This window comes from Streptomyces sp. MUSC 14, assembly GCF_001866675.1.
Taxonomy (GTDB): Bacteria; Actinomycetota; Actinomycetes; order Streptomycetales; family Streptomycetaceae; genus Streptomyces.
This window is the reverse complement of record NZ_MLYN01000075.1, coordinates 36,502-50,173: the sequence shown is the minus strand read 5'-3', so window position 1 is coordinate 50,173 and position 13,672 is coordinate 36,502. Positions and strand designations below refer to the sequence as shown.

12 protein-coding genes are annotated in these 13,672 nt (G+C 72.2%); 8 read left to right on the top strand and 4 right to left on the bottom strand.

The annotated features are described in order from the left end of the window. Positions 1-249: 249 nt before the first annotated feature. Positions 250-1,434 (bottom strand): PP2C family protein-serine/threonine phosphatase, encoded by a 1,185-nt coding sequence (locus tag BIV25_RS39890; protein ID WP_071377459.1) that lies wholly within the window; start codon positions 1,432-1,434, stop codon positions 250-252. 208 nt (positions 1,435-1,642) lie between these two features. Between BIV25_RS39890 and BIV25_RS39885 the strand changes: the two genes are divergently transcribed. Beyond that, positions 1,643-2,890, top strand: a complete 1,248-nt coding sequence (locus BIV25_RS39885; RefSeq protein ID WP_071377458.1) for a GNAT family N-acetyltransferase — start codon at positions 1,643-1,645, stop codon at positions 2,888-2,890. A 14-nt stretch (positions 2,891-2,904) separates the two neighbouring features. Here the strand turns inward: BIV25_RS39885 and BIV25_RS39880 are convergent, their stop codons facing one another. Together BIV25_RS39880 and BIV25_RS39875 are read right to left on the bottom strand one after the other, a co-directional pair. Continuing rightward, positions 2,905-3,714: an Fpg/Nei family DNA glycosylase gene (locus BIV25_RS39880; RefSeq protein ID WP_071377457.1), complete on the bottom strand. Its 810-nt coding sequence runs from the start codon at positions 3,712-3,714 to the stop codon at positions 2,905-2,907. A gap of 58 nt (positions 3,715-3,772) precedes the next feature. Then, entirely contained in the window at positions 3,773-4,258 is a 486-nt protein-coding gene (locus tag BIV25_RS39875; RefSeq protein ID WP_071377456.1) for a ribose-5-phosphate isomerase, read from the bottom strand. A 273-nt stretch (positions 4,259-4,531) separates the two neighbouring features. Between BIV25_RS39875 and BIV25_RS39870 the strand changes: the two genes are divergently transcribed. Continuing rightward, positions 4,532-5,956, top strand: a complete 1,425-nt coding sequence (locus tag BIV25_RS39870; protein WP_071377455.1) for an amino acid permease — start codon at positions 4,532-4,534, stop codon at positions 5,954-5,956. A 278-nt stretch (positions 5,957-6,234) separates the two neighbouring features. On the opposite strand, the gene BIV25_RS39865 is transcribed toward BIV25_RS39870, so the two are convergent. Continuing rightward, positions 6,235-6,819 carry a biotin transporter BioY gene (locus BIV25_RS39865; protein WP_071377454.1) on the bottom strand — a complete coding sequence of 195 codons (585 nt, stop codon included), beginning with the start codon at positions 6,817-6,819 and terminating at the stop codon, positions 6,235-6,237. A gap of 481 nt (positions 6,820-7,300) precedes the next feature. On the opposite strand from BIV25_RS39865, the gene BIV25_RS39860 reads away from it, so the two are divergent. From BIV25_RS39860 to BIV25_RS39835, 6 genes are all read left to right on the top strand, one after another. Further along, positions 7,301-8,515: an ROK family protein gene (locus BIV25_RS39860; RefSeq protein WP_071377453.1), complete on the top strand. Its 1,215-nt coding sequence runs from the start codon at positions 7,301-7,303 to the stop codon at positions 8,513-8,515. Between the two features lie 238 nt (positions 8,516-8,753). Next, positions 8,754-9,797, top strand: coding sequence for an ABC transporter substrate-binding protein (locus BIV25_RS39855; RefSeq protein ID WP_071377452.1), 1,044 nt, complete (start codon positions 8,754-8,756; stop codon positions 9,795-9,797). Next, on the top strand, positions 9,794-10,639 hold the full coding sequence (locus tag BIV25_RS39850; RefSeq protein WP_071377451.1) for an ABC transporter permease: 846 nt from the start codon (positions 9,794-9,796) through the stop codon (positions 10,637-10,639). The genes BIV25_RS39855 and BIV25_RS39850 overlap by 4 nt, the downstream gene beginning before the upstream one ends. After that, on the top strand, positions 10,615-11,349 hold the full coding sequence (locus tag BIV25_RS39845; protein WP_071377450.1) for an ABC transporter ATP-binding protein: 735 nt from the start codon (positions 10,615-10,617) through the stop codon (positions 11,347-11,349). The genes BIV25_RS39850 and BIV25_RS39845 overlap by 25 nt, the downstream gene beginning before the upstream one ends. Next, positions 11,346-12,689 (top strand): LLM class flavin-dependent oxidoreductase, encoded by a 1,344-nt coding sequence (locus BIV25_RS39840; RefSeq protein WP_071377449.1) that lies wholly within the window; start codon positions 11,346-11,348, stop codon positions 12,687-12,689. The genes BIV25_RS39845 and BIV25_RS39840 overlap by 4 nt, the downstream gene beginning before the upstream one ends. 18 nt (positions 12,690-12,707) lie before the next feature. Then, positions 12,708-13,604 carry a TauD/TfdA family dioxygenase gene (locus BIV25_RS39835; RefSeq protein WP_071377448.1) on the top strand — a complete coding sequence of 299 codons (897 nt, stop codon included), beginning with the start codon at positions 12,708-12,710 and terminating at the stop codon, positions 13,602-13,604. The last annotated feature ends 68 nt before the right edge of the window (positions 13,605-13,672 follow it).

The window sequence follows — 13,672 nt, the reverse complement described above, 5'->3', positions numbered from 1 at the left end:
CCACGAGGCCGCCGCCCGACGCCCCGCATGCCCCGCACGTCGCCCGCCCGGCCTCCCGCCCGCCCAGAAGAACCAGCACCACGCCTCCCCCCATCCCCGACGGAACCGCCCCCGGCTCCTCACCCGCCACACAGCGCACCCGCCGATGCCTCGCGTACCGCACCGGGCCCCCGCGCGACGACTCGGCTGCCGCGTGGGGTGGCTGCCCAGAGCTTCCGTGCTCCGCCGGCAGGGCACGGAGGGGGTGGATCAGTGGAGCGCCGGTTGCGGCGAGGGCGTCGACTGACGGCAGATCAGGAGCAGGGCCCGGTCGTCGTTGACGTCCTTGGCGACGGCCTCGATCAGATGCCAGGCGGCGCCGTGGAAGCCGCCGGCGACGTAGCGGTCGGCCTCGCCGGTGAGGCGGTCCATGCCCTCGACGATGTCCCGGTCGGAGGTCTCCACCAGGCCGTCGGTGAAGAGCATCAGGACGTCGCCCGGGCGCAGCGAGCCCTTCACGGGGTCGAACTGCGCGCCGTCGTACACCCCGAGCAGCGGGCCCTCGGCGGCCTTCTCCTCCCAGCGGCCGCTGCCCGCGCTGAGCTGGAGGCCCGGCGGATGGCCGGCGGTGTAGAGCTCGTAGTCCCCGGAGTCGAGGTCGAGGACGAGGTGGATGGAGGTGGCGAAGCCCTCGTCCCAGTCCTGGCGGAGGAGGTAGCCGTTCGCGGCGGGGAGGAAGGCGTGCGGGGGCAGGGAGCCGAGCAGGCCGCCGAAGGCGCCCGACAGAAGGAGGGCGCGCGAGCCCGCGTCCATGCCCTTGCCGGAGACGTCCGTGAGCACGACCTCCAGGGTGCGGCCGCCGTTCGTACGGGCCGCGACGACGAAGTCGCCGGAGAAGGACTGCCCGCCGGCCGGCCGCAGCGCCATCTCGTGGTGCCAGCCCTGCGGCAGCTTCGGCAGCTTGCTCTGTACCCGGATCCGCTCGCGCAGGTCGAACAGCATGGTGCCGCCGCGCCGCCAGGGCACGCCGACCCGGCTGCGGAACTGGGCCGTGAGCAGGCCGAAGAAGCCGCAGGCCGCGACCACCAGGACCACTCCCGGGGTGACACGTGACGGCCCCTCCGTGTACGGGCCCAGGCGGACCGACTCCACGATCAGGGCGGTCGCCCCGGCCGCGTACAGTCCGAGCAGGCTCGCCGGGCGCAGCAGCAGGCCGCCCGCGACGATCGGCAGCACCAGCGTGGCCGGGGAACACCACACCGAGTCGACCAGGGTCATGGCCATGAGGACCGGGATGGTCAGCAGCAGGCCGGCGAACGCGATCCAGTCCGAGCCGTCGCCGCGGAAGTAGTCCACGGCGCTTCTGCGCAGGCCGGTGCGGACCCGGTGCCACTGCATCTTCCACCGGGCCGTGAACGTCTCGGCCTTCGCGCGCCGCTCTCGTCCTGCTGCCATTAGTTCGCGACCCTATCCATCGGACCGGTTGCTTGGCACGGGAGGTCCCACTTGTCCCCCCTCCGGGGCTTCTCCGAGGCTCTTCCGGTGCTCTTCCGGGGCTCCTCCGCGCAGTTGGTCCTCACAGTGAACGGCACGCGCGGCCGCCGCGCTCCCGCCCCGGGCAAATTCGCTGGCCCGGCCCGGGCCGCCTTGATAGGCATGGGCCATGGGGACAGCGCGGACAGATCACACGACCGGGTTGACGGTGCTGCGGCCGGAGGACTTCGACCGCTGGTGGGACGGGCTGGTGCGGGCCTTCGGCGGGGTCGCCGCGGCCGAGGAGCGCGAACTGGACCGTTCCCTCACGGAGTTCGACCGCTCGCTGGCCGCCCTGGACGGGGACGAGATCGTCGGGACGGCCGGGGCGTTCAGCTTCCGGATGACCGTGCCGGGCGGTGCCGGGGTCCCGGCGGCCGGCGTGACCATGGTGAGCGTGGCGGCCACGCACCGGCGGCGGGGGGTGCTGACCTCGATGATGCGCCGGCAGCTGGAGGACGTGCGCGAGCTGGGCGAGCCCCTGGCGGTGCTGTTCGCGTCCGAGCCGGCCATCTACGGCCGCTTCGGCTACGGCGCGGCGGCCTCCCAGCTGACGGCCGAGATCGACACGCGCCGGGTCTCGCTCGCGCTGCCCGCAGGCGCGGACGACGTACGGGTGCGGTACGCGGAGCCCGCCGAGGTGCTCGACGCGTGCGAGGCGGTGTACGCGGCCCTGGTGCCGGGCCGGCCCGGGATGCTGGCCCGGCAGCCGGGCTGGGAGCGGGTGGGTCTGCTGGACCCGGACAGTGAGCGGGAGGGCGCGTCGGCGCTCCAGTGCGTGGTCGCGGAGCGGAAGGGGCAGGTCACGGGGTACGCCCGGTACCGCACCAAGCTCGGCTGGGGGCCGGACGGGCACGACGGCACGGTGAAGCTGGAGGACCTGGCCGCGCTGGACCCGGCGACGGACGCGGCGCTGTGGCGCTTCCTCTTCGGCATCGACCTGATGTCGACGCTGAGCCTGCACGGGCGCCCCGTGGACGACGCCTGGCAGCACCTGGTGAGCGACATCCGCCGCTGCCGCCCGCGGCTGCGGGACTCCGGACACGTCCGCCTGGTCGATGTCGCCGCGGCCCTCGCCGCCCGCACGTACCAGACCCCGGTGGACGTCGTGCTCGACGTCGAGGACACCTTCTGTCCCTGGAACGCGGGCCGGCTGCGGCTCACCGGCGACCCGAAGGGCGCGTCCTGCGAGCGGACCACGGACGCGGCCGATCTCGCCCTGTCGGTACGGGAGTTGGGGGCGGCCTACCTCGGCGGGGTGAGCCTGCTGTCGCTCGCGCGCGCCGGGCGGGTGGCGGAGCTGCGTCCGGGAGCGCTCACGGAGGCGTCGGTGGCGTTCGGCTCACCGGTGCCGCCGTGGCTGCCGCACGGTTTCTGACGCCGCTGCCCGGTTCAGGGCTTCTGGCAGGTGGGGCACCAGAAGAGGTTGCGGGCGGCGAGGCCGGCGGTGCGGATCTCGTCGCCGCAGATGTGGCAGGCCTGGGCGGCGCGGCGGTAGACGTACACCTCGCCGCCGTGGTCGTCCACGCGCGGCGGGCGGCCCATGGCCTCGGGGGTGTGCTCGGGCCGGACGGTGTCGATGCGGTTGTTCCGCACGCCTTCGCGCATCAGCGCGACGAGGTCGCCCCAGACGGCGTCCCACTGCGCCGGGGTGATGTCCCGGCCCGCGCGGTACGGGTCGATGCCGTGCCGGAAGAGGACCTCGGCGCGGTAGACGTTGCCCACGCCCGCGACGATCTTCTGGTCCATGAGCAGGGCGGCGATCGTCGTACGGCTGCGGGAGACACGGCGGTACACCGCGCTCGGGTCGGCGTCCTCGCGCAGCGGGTCGGGGCCGAGGCGGTCGTGCACGGCGTCCTTCTCGGCGTCCGTGATCAGCGCACAGGTGGTCGGCCCGCGCAGGTCGACGTAGGCGGTGTCGTTGACGAGCCGGAGCCGGACGGTGTCGGCCGGCGGGGGTGCGGGGGTGTCACCGAAGCCGACCTTGCCGAAGAGGCCGAGGTGGATGTGGACCCAGTCGGTGTCCCGGAAGCGGAGGAAGAGGTGCTTGCCGTGGGCCTCGGTGGCCGTCAGCGTGGCTCGGTCCAGCAGGGCGGCGGCGTCGGAGAACTTGCCCTGGGGGCTGGTCACCCGCGGGGCGGTGCCCCGGAAACGCTCGGCGTAGTCCTGGGCCAGCCGGTGAATGGTGTGCCCTTCCGGCAAGGCTGAGCTGTCCTTTCGGGCAGGACGGAGGGCCGGGGGCGCAATGCCCCCGGGGTCCCTACTGCTGGGGGTGGTGGGCCGGGATCGGGGGCAGGTCGCCGGTCGTCTCGTAGGCCGACAGCATGTCGATGCGGCGGATGTGGCGCTCGTCGCCCGAGAACGGGGTGCCGAGGAAGGTCTCGACGAACTTCGTCGCCTCGTCCCGCGTGTGCATGCGCGCGCCCACGGCCACCACGTTGGCGTTGTTGTGCTGGCGGCCCAGCGACGCGGTCTCCTCGCTCCAGGCCAGTGCCGCCCGCACGCCCTTGACCTTGTTCGCGGCGATCTGCTCACCGTTGCCGGAGCCGCCGATCACGATGCCGAGGGCCTCGGGGTCCGCGGCCGTACGCTCCGCCGCGCGGAGGCAGAAGGGCGGGTAGTCGTCCTGGGCGTCGTAGATGTGCGGCCCGCAGTCGACGGGCTCGTGCCCCGCCGCCTTGAGCCAGTCGACGAGGTGGTTCTTGAGTTCGTAGCCCGCATGGTCGGAGCCGAGGTACACGCGCATGCCACGAGTGTGACATGACCCATGCGGGGCAGCAGCCCCGGGTGCCGGGGCTCCCGACGGACCCCGAATCCGACCGGAACGCGAGCCGGACGCGGCCCGGACCCGACCCCCGCTCTGTCCGAAATGTGTGAGCAAAACCATAGAACCTCAAGGGAACCTCAAGTAACGATCCCGTTTCGGAGGTTCCCGAATCCGTTCACCTCGGATTCACTGGTCCGGCTCGTACACCCCTCGTGCGAATGTGCTCCACACCTGGCGTAAAGGAAACCGTCCATGACCCCTGGTTCGGGCCTCCAAGCAGGACTCAAGAACCGCCACCTGACGATGATCGCGGTCGGCGGCGTCATCGGGGCCGGCCTCTTCGTCGGCTCCAGCTCCGGTATCGCGACCGCGGGACCCGGCATCCTCCTGTCGTACGCGCTCGTCGGCACCCTCGTCGTCCTCGTGATGCGGATGCTGGGCGAGATGTCCGCGGCGAACCCCACCTCCGGCTCCTTCTCCGCGCACGCCGACCGTGCACTGGGCCGCTGGGCCGGCTTCTCCATCGGCTGGCTCTACTGGTTCTTCTGGGTCGTCGTACTGGCCGTCGAGGGCACCGCGGGCGCCAAGATCCTCGCGGGCTGGGTGCCGGGCGTACCGCAATGGGGCTGGGCGCTCATCGTGATGGCCGTGCTGACCGCGACCAACCTGGTCTCCGTCGGCTCCTACGGCGAGTTCGAGTTCTGGTTCGCCGGCATCAAGGTCGTGGCGATCGGCGCGTTCATCGTCATCGGCCTGCTGGCCGTGTTCGGCGTACTGCCGGGCGTGCACACCGACAAGGCGTCCTTCGGGAACCTCACCAGCCACGGCGGCTTCCTGCCGCACGGTCCGGGCACGATCCTCACGGGTGTGCTGCTGGTCGTCTTCTCGTTCATGGGCAGCGAGATCGCCACCCTGGCGGCCGGCGAGTCGGAGGACCCGCAGCGCGCGGTCACCAAGGCCACCAACAGCATCATCTGGCGTATCGGCGTCTTCTACCTCGGCTCGATCCTCGTCGTGGTCTCGCTGCTGCCGTGGAACGACCCGTCCCTCGAGAAGCAGGGCTCGTACGTCGCCGCGCTGAACTCCCTCGGGATCGCGCACGCCGGCCAGATCATGGACGTCGTCGTGCTGACGGCGGTGCTGTCCTGCCTCAACTCCGGCCTCTACACCGCCTCCCGCATGGCGTTCTCGCTGGGTGAGCGCGGTGACGCGCCGAAGGCGTTCGCCCGCACCACCGCGCGCGGTGTGCCGATGGCGGCGATCCTGGCGTCGGTCGTCTTCGGCTTCGTGGCGGTCTTCTTCAACTACGCCTACCCGGACACCGTCTTCCTCTTCCTCGTCAACTCCTCGGGTGCGGTGGCCCTGTTCGTGTGGCTGGTCATCTGCTTCTCGCAGCTGCGGCTGCGGAAGATCATCCAGCGGGAGGCGCCGGAGAAGCTCGTCGTGAGGATGTGGCTGTATCCGTACCTGACCTGGATCACGGCCGCCTTCATCGTCTTCGTCCTCGGTTACATGCTGACCGACACCAAGGGCGAGAGCAGCGGCCGTACCACCGTGCTGCTGTCGTTGGGCGTGGCGGCGCTCGTGGTCGTGATCGCCGTGGTGAAGCAGAAGCTCGAGGCCGGCCGCGCCCCGGTCGCCGCCGTCGAGGAGACCGAGAAGGTCACCACCGGCTGACGCACCGCGCAAAGATCCGGTACCTGGCCGCATGACCTGACGCCACCTGTCAGGTTGTGCGGCCACACTGCGTTCCACGACCAACAGCCCGGTTCGAGGGCGGGCTGCTGGTGACGACGCGGCACCTGGGCCGGCTCAGCGTCGACCCCGCGGCCCGGACTTCCCGCACGCCTCCTAGGGCGACAGCGCGGGACCGTACGGACCGGAGACGCGAAAGAGGCTCGCCCGGGCGGAGGCGGACCACAACCCGGCGAACCTCTTCCGCAGGAACCACGGCGTCAGCGCTGCTTGTTGACGACCTTCCAGGCGGTGGGCAGCACGCCCATCGCCAGGGCGGCCTTGAGAGCGTCGCCGATCAGGAAGGGGGTGAGGCCGGCGGCGACGGCCTGGGAGAGGGAGAGGTGGGCCGCCAGGGCCAGGTAGGGCACGCCGACGGCGTAGATGATCGCCTCGCCGAGGACCATCGTGCCCGCCATGCGCAGCGGGGAGCGGTCGGCGCCGCGCCGGGCCAGGGCGCCGACGGCGGCCGAGGCGAGCAGCAGGCCGAGGACGTAGCCGAAGGAGACCATGCCGGCACCGGAGGCGCCGTCCGCGAACCACGGCACCCCGGCCACACCGGCGAGCGCGTAGAGAGCGAGGGAGAGGAAGCCGCGGCGGGCGCCGAGCGCGGTGCCGACGAGCAGCGCGGCGAAGGTCTGGCCGGTCACCGGCACCGGGGAGTGCGGCACCGGGACGGCCACCTGGGCGGCGATGCCGGTGAGGACGGCGCCGCCGACGACGAGGGCCGCGTCGCGGACACGGGACGCGGGAAGCAGGTCGGCGAGTACGGCGCCGGGGCGGGCGAGGGCGGTGGCGGTGCTCATGGGGACTCCGCGGGTGAGTGAGTGGGCGGGCAGGCGGGAACATCGTGACGCTATACCGCGCCGCTCGCGTCGATCACCGTCATCGGTCGACAAAGGCCCCCGCCGGGCATTGGTGGGCTCCGTACAAAGGATGTGGGTTACACCGGGTACGGCGTGATGCCGGTCACTGAGGTGGAGATGCCCGGCTCACTTCCCCACGGCGGACCGGGACTGTGGGTTCCCGCCAAAGGCCCGGCCGATACGCCGAAGTCCCGGCGCCCCGGCGGGGCCCGTCTCGCCCGTCGGTCGTGCTCTGGGCAGCGCGGGGGCGTTTTGCTAGCTTCGCTCACATGGTTGCCCAGGCCCGGTACTTCACGTCGCGTCGCTATGTCGACCTGCGACGCCAGGGCACGGCCACCTGTCGCCGCCCGGGTTAGGGGCGCGCCCGGCACGCCCCGCCCTCCCGCGACGTGTCGGCCCCCGTTCCCGAGGACGGTCCTCCATGCCCCGTACCGCGGTGTCCACCCTCGACTCACCCGCTGCGCGCTCGCCCGTTCCGCGTGCCGCCGACAGCGACCGGCGGCGTACCAGCGCCAGCGTCGTCCTGCGCTCCGTGCTGGAGCACGGACCGGTGGCGCGCAGCACCGTCGCCCGGCTGACCGGGTTGTCGCCGGCGTCGGTGACCGAGCACTGTGCCCGGCTCGCCGGCCTCGGCCTGATCCGTGAGTCCGCCGCGCCGCGCCGCTCGAACGGGGTCGGCCGGCCGCATGTCCCCGTCGATCTGGACGACACCGGGTTCCTGGTCGGCGGGGTGCATGTGGCCGTGCCGTACACCACGGTCGCCCTGCTGGACCTGCGCGGCAGGGTGGTGGCCCGACGCGAGCTGAAGCACGAACGCACCGAGCCCGGCCCGGTGTTGGCGCGGGCCGCCGAGGGGCTCGCGGGGCTGCTGGCCGGGGTACCGGGCCGGCGGGCGCTCGGGGTCGGGGTGGCCGTCGGCGGCTGGGTGGACCGGGCGACGGGCACCGTGGTCGAGCACGAGCTGCTGGGCTGGCGGGAGGTGCCGGTGCGGGAGCTGCTCGGCGCGCGCACCGGGCTCCCGGTCCATGTGGACGGGCACGCGCGGGCGTTGGTGAACGGGGAGCGGCTGTTCGGGCGGGCCCGGGGCAGCGGGAGCGTGCTGCATCTGTTCGTGGGCAACGTGGTCGACGCGGCCTTCGCCACCCATGACGAGGTGCACCACGGGCCGCGTTCGGCGGCCGGGGCGATCGCGCATCTGCCGCTGCCGGGCGGCACCGAGCCCTGCCCGTGCGGCCGCACCGGCTGCCTCCAGGCGGAGCTGAGCGAGCGGACGCTGTGCCGGCGGGCCCGCGCGGCCGGGGTGATCGACTCGGCGAACCCGACGCACGTGGTGGCCGCGGCGGCGGCCGGGGACACGGTGGCGCGGCGGCTGCTGGTGGAGCGGGCCCGGATGACGGGGCGGGCGGCCGGGCTGCTGCTGGACGTGCTCAATCCGGAGACGGTCGTCGTCACCGAGGTCGGGGTCATCCACTTCGAGGACTGCCTCGCCGCACTCAGAGAAGCGGCCGGAATACGTCGTACGGCGGCCGTTCTGCCGACGAGTTTCCCGGATTCCGTGCTGGCCGTGGCAGGCGGTTCGGTGGTGCTGGACGTGCTGTTCCGTGATCCGCTGGGCGCGTCACCTGAGGGTATTTAATTCAGAAACTCGGAATGTTGACAGGGGGCGATCGTGGCCGGGAACATGCTGGTCATGGACCCGCTCAGGAGCTGTCGCACCCTCTGTTGCTGACACATTGCCGCGCATGAAGCGCGTGTTTCCCGCTGCGTGAGCCTTCCTGTCGCGTGAGCTTCTCCGCTGCCTGAGTCTTTCTCGTTCCTGCCTGCCTTCCCGGAATTCCTGCCGCGTTTCCCCTTTTCCCCCTGGGAGTTCTCCCATGCACCGTCGTGTCTTTCTCTCCTCCGTGCTGGGCGCGTCCGCGGCCGTGGCAGGCCTCAGCGGCTGTGCCAAGGGCGATGCCTCCGCCGACACCGCGGGCGCCGCCACCAGGCCGCTCGCCGACAGGGTCCCGGCCGGGACCAGCCTGAAGATCAGCGACTATCTGGGCCAGCAGCAGCTCCAGGCCCGGCTGGCGAAGCTGCCCGCGCCGCCCTTCACGGTGTCGAACTGGCTGAACATCGGCGCCGGTCCGGACGTCATCAACGCCTTCCGCGCGAAGTCCCTCGACCTCGCGAACAACGCGGGCATTCCGCCGATCCAGGCGCACTACCAGGGCTACGCCGCGAAGATCGTGGCGATCGACCTCACCCGTAGGCCGAACTACCTCTTCGCCACCAGGCCCGGCAGCGACATCCGCACCGTCGACGACTTCAAGGGCAAGCGGCTCGCCTTCTCGCAGGGCCAGGCGCAGGGCGTCGTCCTGCTGCGCGCGCTGAAGCAGGCGGGCCTGGCGTACGGCGAGGTGAAGCTGGTCCCGCTGACCAGCAACCAGTTCTTCACCGCCCTGCAGTCCGGGCAGGTCGACGTGGCCCCGCTCGCCATCAGCCAGGCCCCCGCCTACCTGAAGCAGTACGGCCCCAAGGGTGCCCGCGCCGTCGACACGGACGTCGTCGACCTGCTGAACCTGCTGTGGGCCCCGCAGTCCGTGCTGAACGACCCCGCGAAGGCCGCCGCGGTCGCCGCCTACATCCCGCGGTGGGCGAAGGGCCAGGTGTGGTCGTACGAGCACCCCGACGAATGGAACGAGGAGTTCTACGTCAGGACCCAGAACCTGACCCTCCAGCAGGCACAGGGCATCACCAGGCTCGCCAACAAGCCGCTGTTCCCGCCCCGTTGGGACGAGGCGATCACGTGGGAGCAGGAGACCGCCGACCTGCTCGCCGAGGGCGGGTTCGTGAGGAAGTTCGACGTCTCCTCGCTCTTCGACCACCGCTTCGAGTCGATCGCCGCCAAGGCCGTACCCGAGGAGTACCGGAAATGACCGCCGTGACCACGACGACCGCCGTCCCGGCGGCCCGGGCCGGAGAACTGCCCGAGGTCCGGCGGCGCCGCCGGCTCTCCCCTGGCCGCCGGCTGCCCGCCGCCCGGCTGGCCGGCCCCCTGCTCGTCCTGGTGCTCTGGGCCGCCGCGTCGGCCGCGGGGACCCTCGACACGAGTGCCGTACCGGCCCCCTGGACGGTGCTGCGGACGGCCGCTCACCTGTGGACCGACGGCACGCTGTCCACCGACGTCCTGACCTCCCTGAAGCGGGCCGCGTACGGCTTCGCGATCGGGCTCACGGCGGGCGTACTGCTCGCGCTCGCCGCCGGGCTCAGCCGGACCGGAGAGGCGCTGATCGACGGGACGGTGCAGCTCAACCGGGCGATCCCGACCCTCGGGCTGATCCCGCTGTTCATCCTCTGGCTGGGCATCGGGGAGACCTTCAAGATCGCGATCATCGCGATCGTCGTCTACGTCCCGGTCTATCTGAACACCCATGCCGCGCTGGCGGGCATCGACAGCCGGTACGTCGAACTCGCCGAGGTGCAGGGCCTGTCGAGGCTCGCCTTCGTCCGCCAGGTGGTGATCCCCGGTGCGCTGCCCGGATTCTTCGTGGGACTCCGGCTCGGGGTGACCGGCTCCTGGCTGGGCCTGGTGGTGCTGGAGCAGATCAACGCCACCAGCGGCCTCGGCTACCTGATGTTCCAGGCGCAGAACTACGGGCAGACCGACGTGATCCTGGTCGGGCTGCTGATCTACGGCGTCTTCGGCCTGGTCTCCGACAGCGCGGTCCGACTCGTCGAACGGAGGGTGCTGTCATGGCGCCGCACACTGAGCAGCTGACCCGTCCCGCCGTACAACTCGCTGACCTGACCCGGTCGTTCGGCGGGCGCACGGTCCTCGACGGCATCGATCTCGAACTGCCCGCCGGACAGTTCACGGCCCTGCTCGGGCACAGCGGCTCGGGCAAGTCCACGCTGCTGCGGGCGATCGCCGGGCTGGACCACGGGGTCGCGGGCGGCGGGCGGCTGACGGCGCCGGAGCGGGTGTCGGTCGTCTTCCAGGACTCCCGGCTGCTGCCCTGGCGCCGGGTGCTGGACAACGTGCTGCTGGGCGCCGACGGCAGGGACGCCGCGGAACGGGGCCGGGCCGCGCTGGCGGAGGTCGGGCTCGAAGGGCGCGAGCGGGCCTGGCCGGGCGAGCTGTCCGGCGGCGAGGCCCAGCGGGCCGCGCTCGCCCGCTCCCTGGTCCGCGAGCCCGAACTGCTCCTGGCCGACGAGCCGTTCGGCGCGCTGGACGCGCTGACCCGGATCAGGATGCACGCCCTGCTGCGCGACCTGTGGCAGCGGCACCGGCCGTCCGTGCTGCTGGTCACCCACGACGTGGACGAGGCGATCGTGCTCGCCGACCGGGTCCTCGTCCTCGACCGGGGCCGCATCGGCCTCGACCTGACCATCGACCACCCCCATCCGCGCTCGTACCGCGAGCCGGTCCTGGGCGAGTACCGCGAGCGGCTGCTGGCCGCCCTGGGCGTCACGGAGGACCACCGATGACCGACAGAAAGCTCCACCTGAACGCGTTCCTGATGAACACCGGCCACCACGAGGCATCGTGGCGGCTGCCGGAGAGCGACCCGTACGCGCACGTCGACCTCCGGCACCACGTACGGCTCGCCCAGGCCGCCGAGCGCGGCACCTTCGACTCGCTCTTCCTCGCCGACGGCCCCCAGCTGTGGGGCGACCTCGCCCAGCGCCCGGCCGGCGCCCTGGAACCGCTGACGCTGCTGACGGCGCTGGCGACGGCGACCGAACACATCGGCCTGATCGCCACCGCCTCCACCTCCTACAACTCCCCCTACAACCTGGCCCGGAAGTTCGCCTCGCTGGACATCATCAGCGGCGGCCGGGCCGGGTGGAACATCGTCACCACGGCGGGAGCGGAGGCTGCCCGCAACTTCGGGCTGGACGCGGAGCCCGCGCACGCCGAACGGTACGCCCGCGCCGCCGAGTTCCTCGACGTGGCGCTGAAGCTGTGGGACAGCTGGGAGGACGACGCGATCGTCGCCGACAAGGCGGCCGGCGTCTGGGGCGACGACAGCAAGATCCATCCGCCCGCGCACCAGGGCCCGTACTTCAGCGTCGCCGGCGCCCTCAACGTCCCGCGCTCACCCCAGGGTTACCCCCTGCTCGTGCAGGCGGGGTCGAGCGAGGACGGCAAGGCGTTCGCGGCCCGGTACGCGGAGGCGGTCTTCACCGCGCAGCAGACCCTCGCCGACGCGCAGGCCTTCTACGCCGACCTCAAGTCCCGGACGGAGCAGGCGGGCCGCGATCCCGGGCACCTCAAGGTGCTGCCCGGGATCGTGCCCGTCCTCGGCTCGACGGAGGCGGAGGCGCGGGCGGCCGAGCGGCTGCTGGAGGACCACATCGTGTACGACCACGGGGTGGCACGGCTGGAGCGGCTGCTGCAACTCCCCTCCGGAGCACTTCGGTTGGACGGCTCGCTGCCCGCCGATCTGCCGCCCGAGTCCGCGATCGAGGGCGCCAGGAGCCGCTACACGCTCGTGGTCGAACTGGCCCGGCGCGAGCGGCTCACCGTCCGTCAGCTGATCGGACGGCTCGGCGGCGGGCGCGGGCACCTCACCTTCGCCGGCACGCCCGAGCAGGTCGCCGACCGGATCGGGACCTGGTTCACGCAGGGCGCCGCCGACGGCTTCAACATCATGCCCCCGGTGCTGCCCTCCGGCCTGGACGCCTTCGTCGAGCACGTCGTACCGATCCTGCGCGCCCGAGGTCTGTTCCGCGGCGAGTACGGCCCCCGGCAGACCCTCCGTGAGCGCTACGGCCTGCCGCGCCCCGCCAACCAGTACCTGACCCCCGCTCCCGCCCTCGCCTGACATCCGAAAGGAACCTCCATGTCCCTCCAGATCACCAAGGTCACCGCCCGCATCGGCGCCCGTGTCTCGGGCGTCGACATCACCCGGCCCCTCGCCCCGGAGGAGGTCACCGCGATCCGTGAGGCGCTGAACGCCCACAAGGCGCTCGTCTTCGACGCGGGCGGCCTCGACGACGCCGGCCAGCAGGCCTTCGCCCGGCACTTCGGGGACCTGACCACCGCCCACCCGACGGTCGGCGCGGTCGACGGCGCGCCGAACGTGCTGCCCGTGGACAGCGAGCGGGGCCGGGCCAACCACTGGCACACCGACGTCACCTTCGTCCTCAACCCGCCGCAGGCCAGCACCCTGCGCTCGATCACGATCCCGCCGTACGGCGGCGAGACCCTGATCGCGAACGCGGCGGCCGCCTACCGCGACCTGCCCGAGCCGCTGCGCCGCCTCGCCGACACCCTGTGGGCCGAGCACACCAACGACTACGACTACGCGGTGCCGGACGAGGACGTCGACGAGGAGAAGGCCGCCCAGCGCGCCGAGTTCACGTCCATCACGTACCGCACCGCCCACCCCGTGGTCCGCGTCCACCCGCTGACCGGCGAGCGCGGCCTGTTCATCGGCGGGTTCGCGCAGCGGATCGTGGGCCTGTCCGTCGGCGAGTCCCGCACGGTGCTCGACCTGCTCCAGGCGTACGTCACCCGCCCCGAGAACATCCTGCGGCACCGCTGGGCGGAGAACGAGCTGGTCCTGTTCGACAACCGGATCACCCAGCACTACGCCATCGACAACTACGACGGCCGGCCGCGCCGGCTGCACCGGGTGACCGTCGCCGGTGACGTCCCGGTCGGTGTCGAGGGGAAGGAGAGCTACTCGATCGAGGGCGACGCCGCTCACTACACGCCGGTACTCGCGGTCGCGTAACCGTCCGTTCACCCTGCGTACGCCGGATGTCCGGATAGTGGGCAGCCCGTTGGCCTGAGCGGACGGGC

Excerpts from the sequence above, each read along its gene's own strand:
- BIV25_RS39890 (WP_071377459.1), bottom strand. The coding sequence starts at position 1,434 with ATGGCAGCAGGACGAGAGCGGCGCGCGAAGGCCGAGACGTTCACGGCC.
- BIV25_RS39885 (WP_071377458.1), top strand. The coding sequence starts at position 1,643 with ATGGGGACAGCGCGGACAGATCACACGACCGGGTTGACGGTGCTGCGG.
- BIV25_RS39875 (WP_071377456.1), bottom strand. The coding sequence starts at position 4,258 with ATGCGCGTGTACCTCGGCTCCGACCATGCGGGCTACGAACTCAAGAAC.
- BIV25_RS39870 (WP_071377455.1), top strand. The coding sequence starts at position 4,532 with ATGACCCCTGGTTCGGGCCTCCAAGCAGGACTCAAGAACCGCCACCTG.
- BIV25_RS39865 (WP_071377454.1), bottom strand. The coding sequence starts at position 6,819 with ATGAGCACCGCCACCGCCCTCGCCCGCCCCGGCGCCGTACTCGCCGAC.
- BIV25_RS39860 (WP_071377453.1), top strand. The coding sequence starts at position 7,301 with ATGCCCCGTACCGCGGTGTCCACCCTCGACTCACCCGCTGCGCGCTCG.
- BIV25_RS39855 (WP_071377452.1), top strand. The coding sequence starts at position 8,754 with ATGCACCGTCGTGTCTTTCTCTCCTCCGTGCTGGGCGCGTCCGCGGCC.
- BIV25_RS39850 (WP_071377451.1), top strand. The coding sequence starts at position 9,794 with ATGACCGCCGTGACCACGACGACCGCCGTCCCGGCGGCCCGGGCCGGA.
- BIV25_RS39845 (WP_071377450.1), top strand. The coding sequence starts at position 10,615 with ATGGCGCCGCACACTGAGCAGCTGACCCGTCCCGCCGTACAACTCGCT.
- BIV25_RS39840 (WP_071377449.1), top strand. The coding sequence starts at position 11,346 with ATGACCGACAGAAAGCTCCACCTGAACGCGTTCCTGATGAACACCGGC.
- BIV25_RS39835 (WP_071377448.1), top strand. The coding sequence starts at position 12,708 with ATGTCCCTCCAGATCACCAAGGTCACCGCCCGCATCGGCGCCCGTGTC.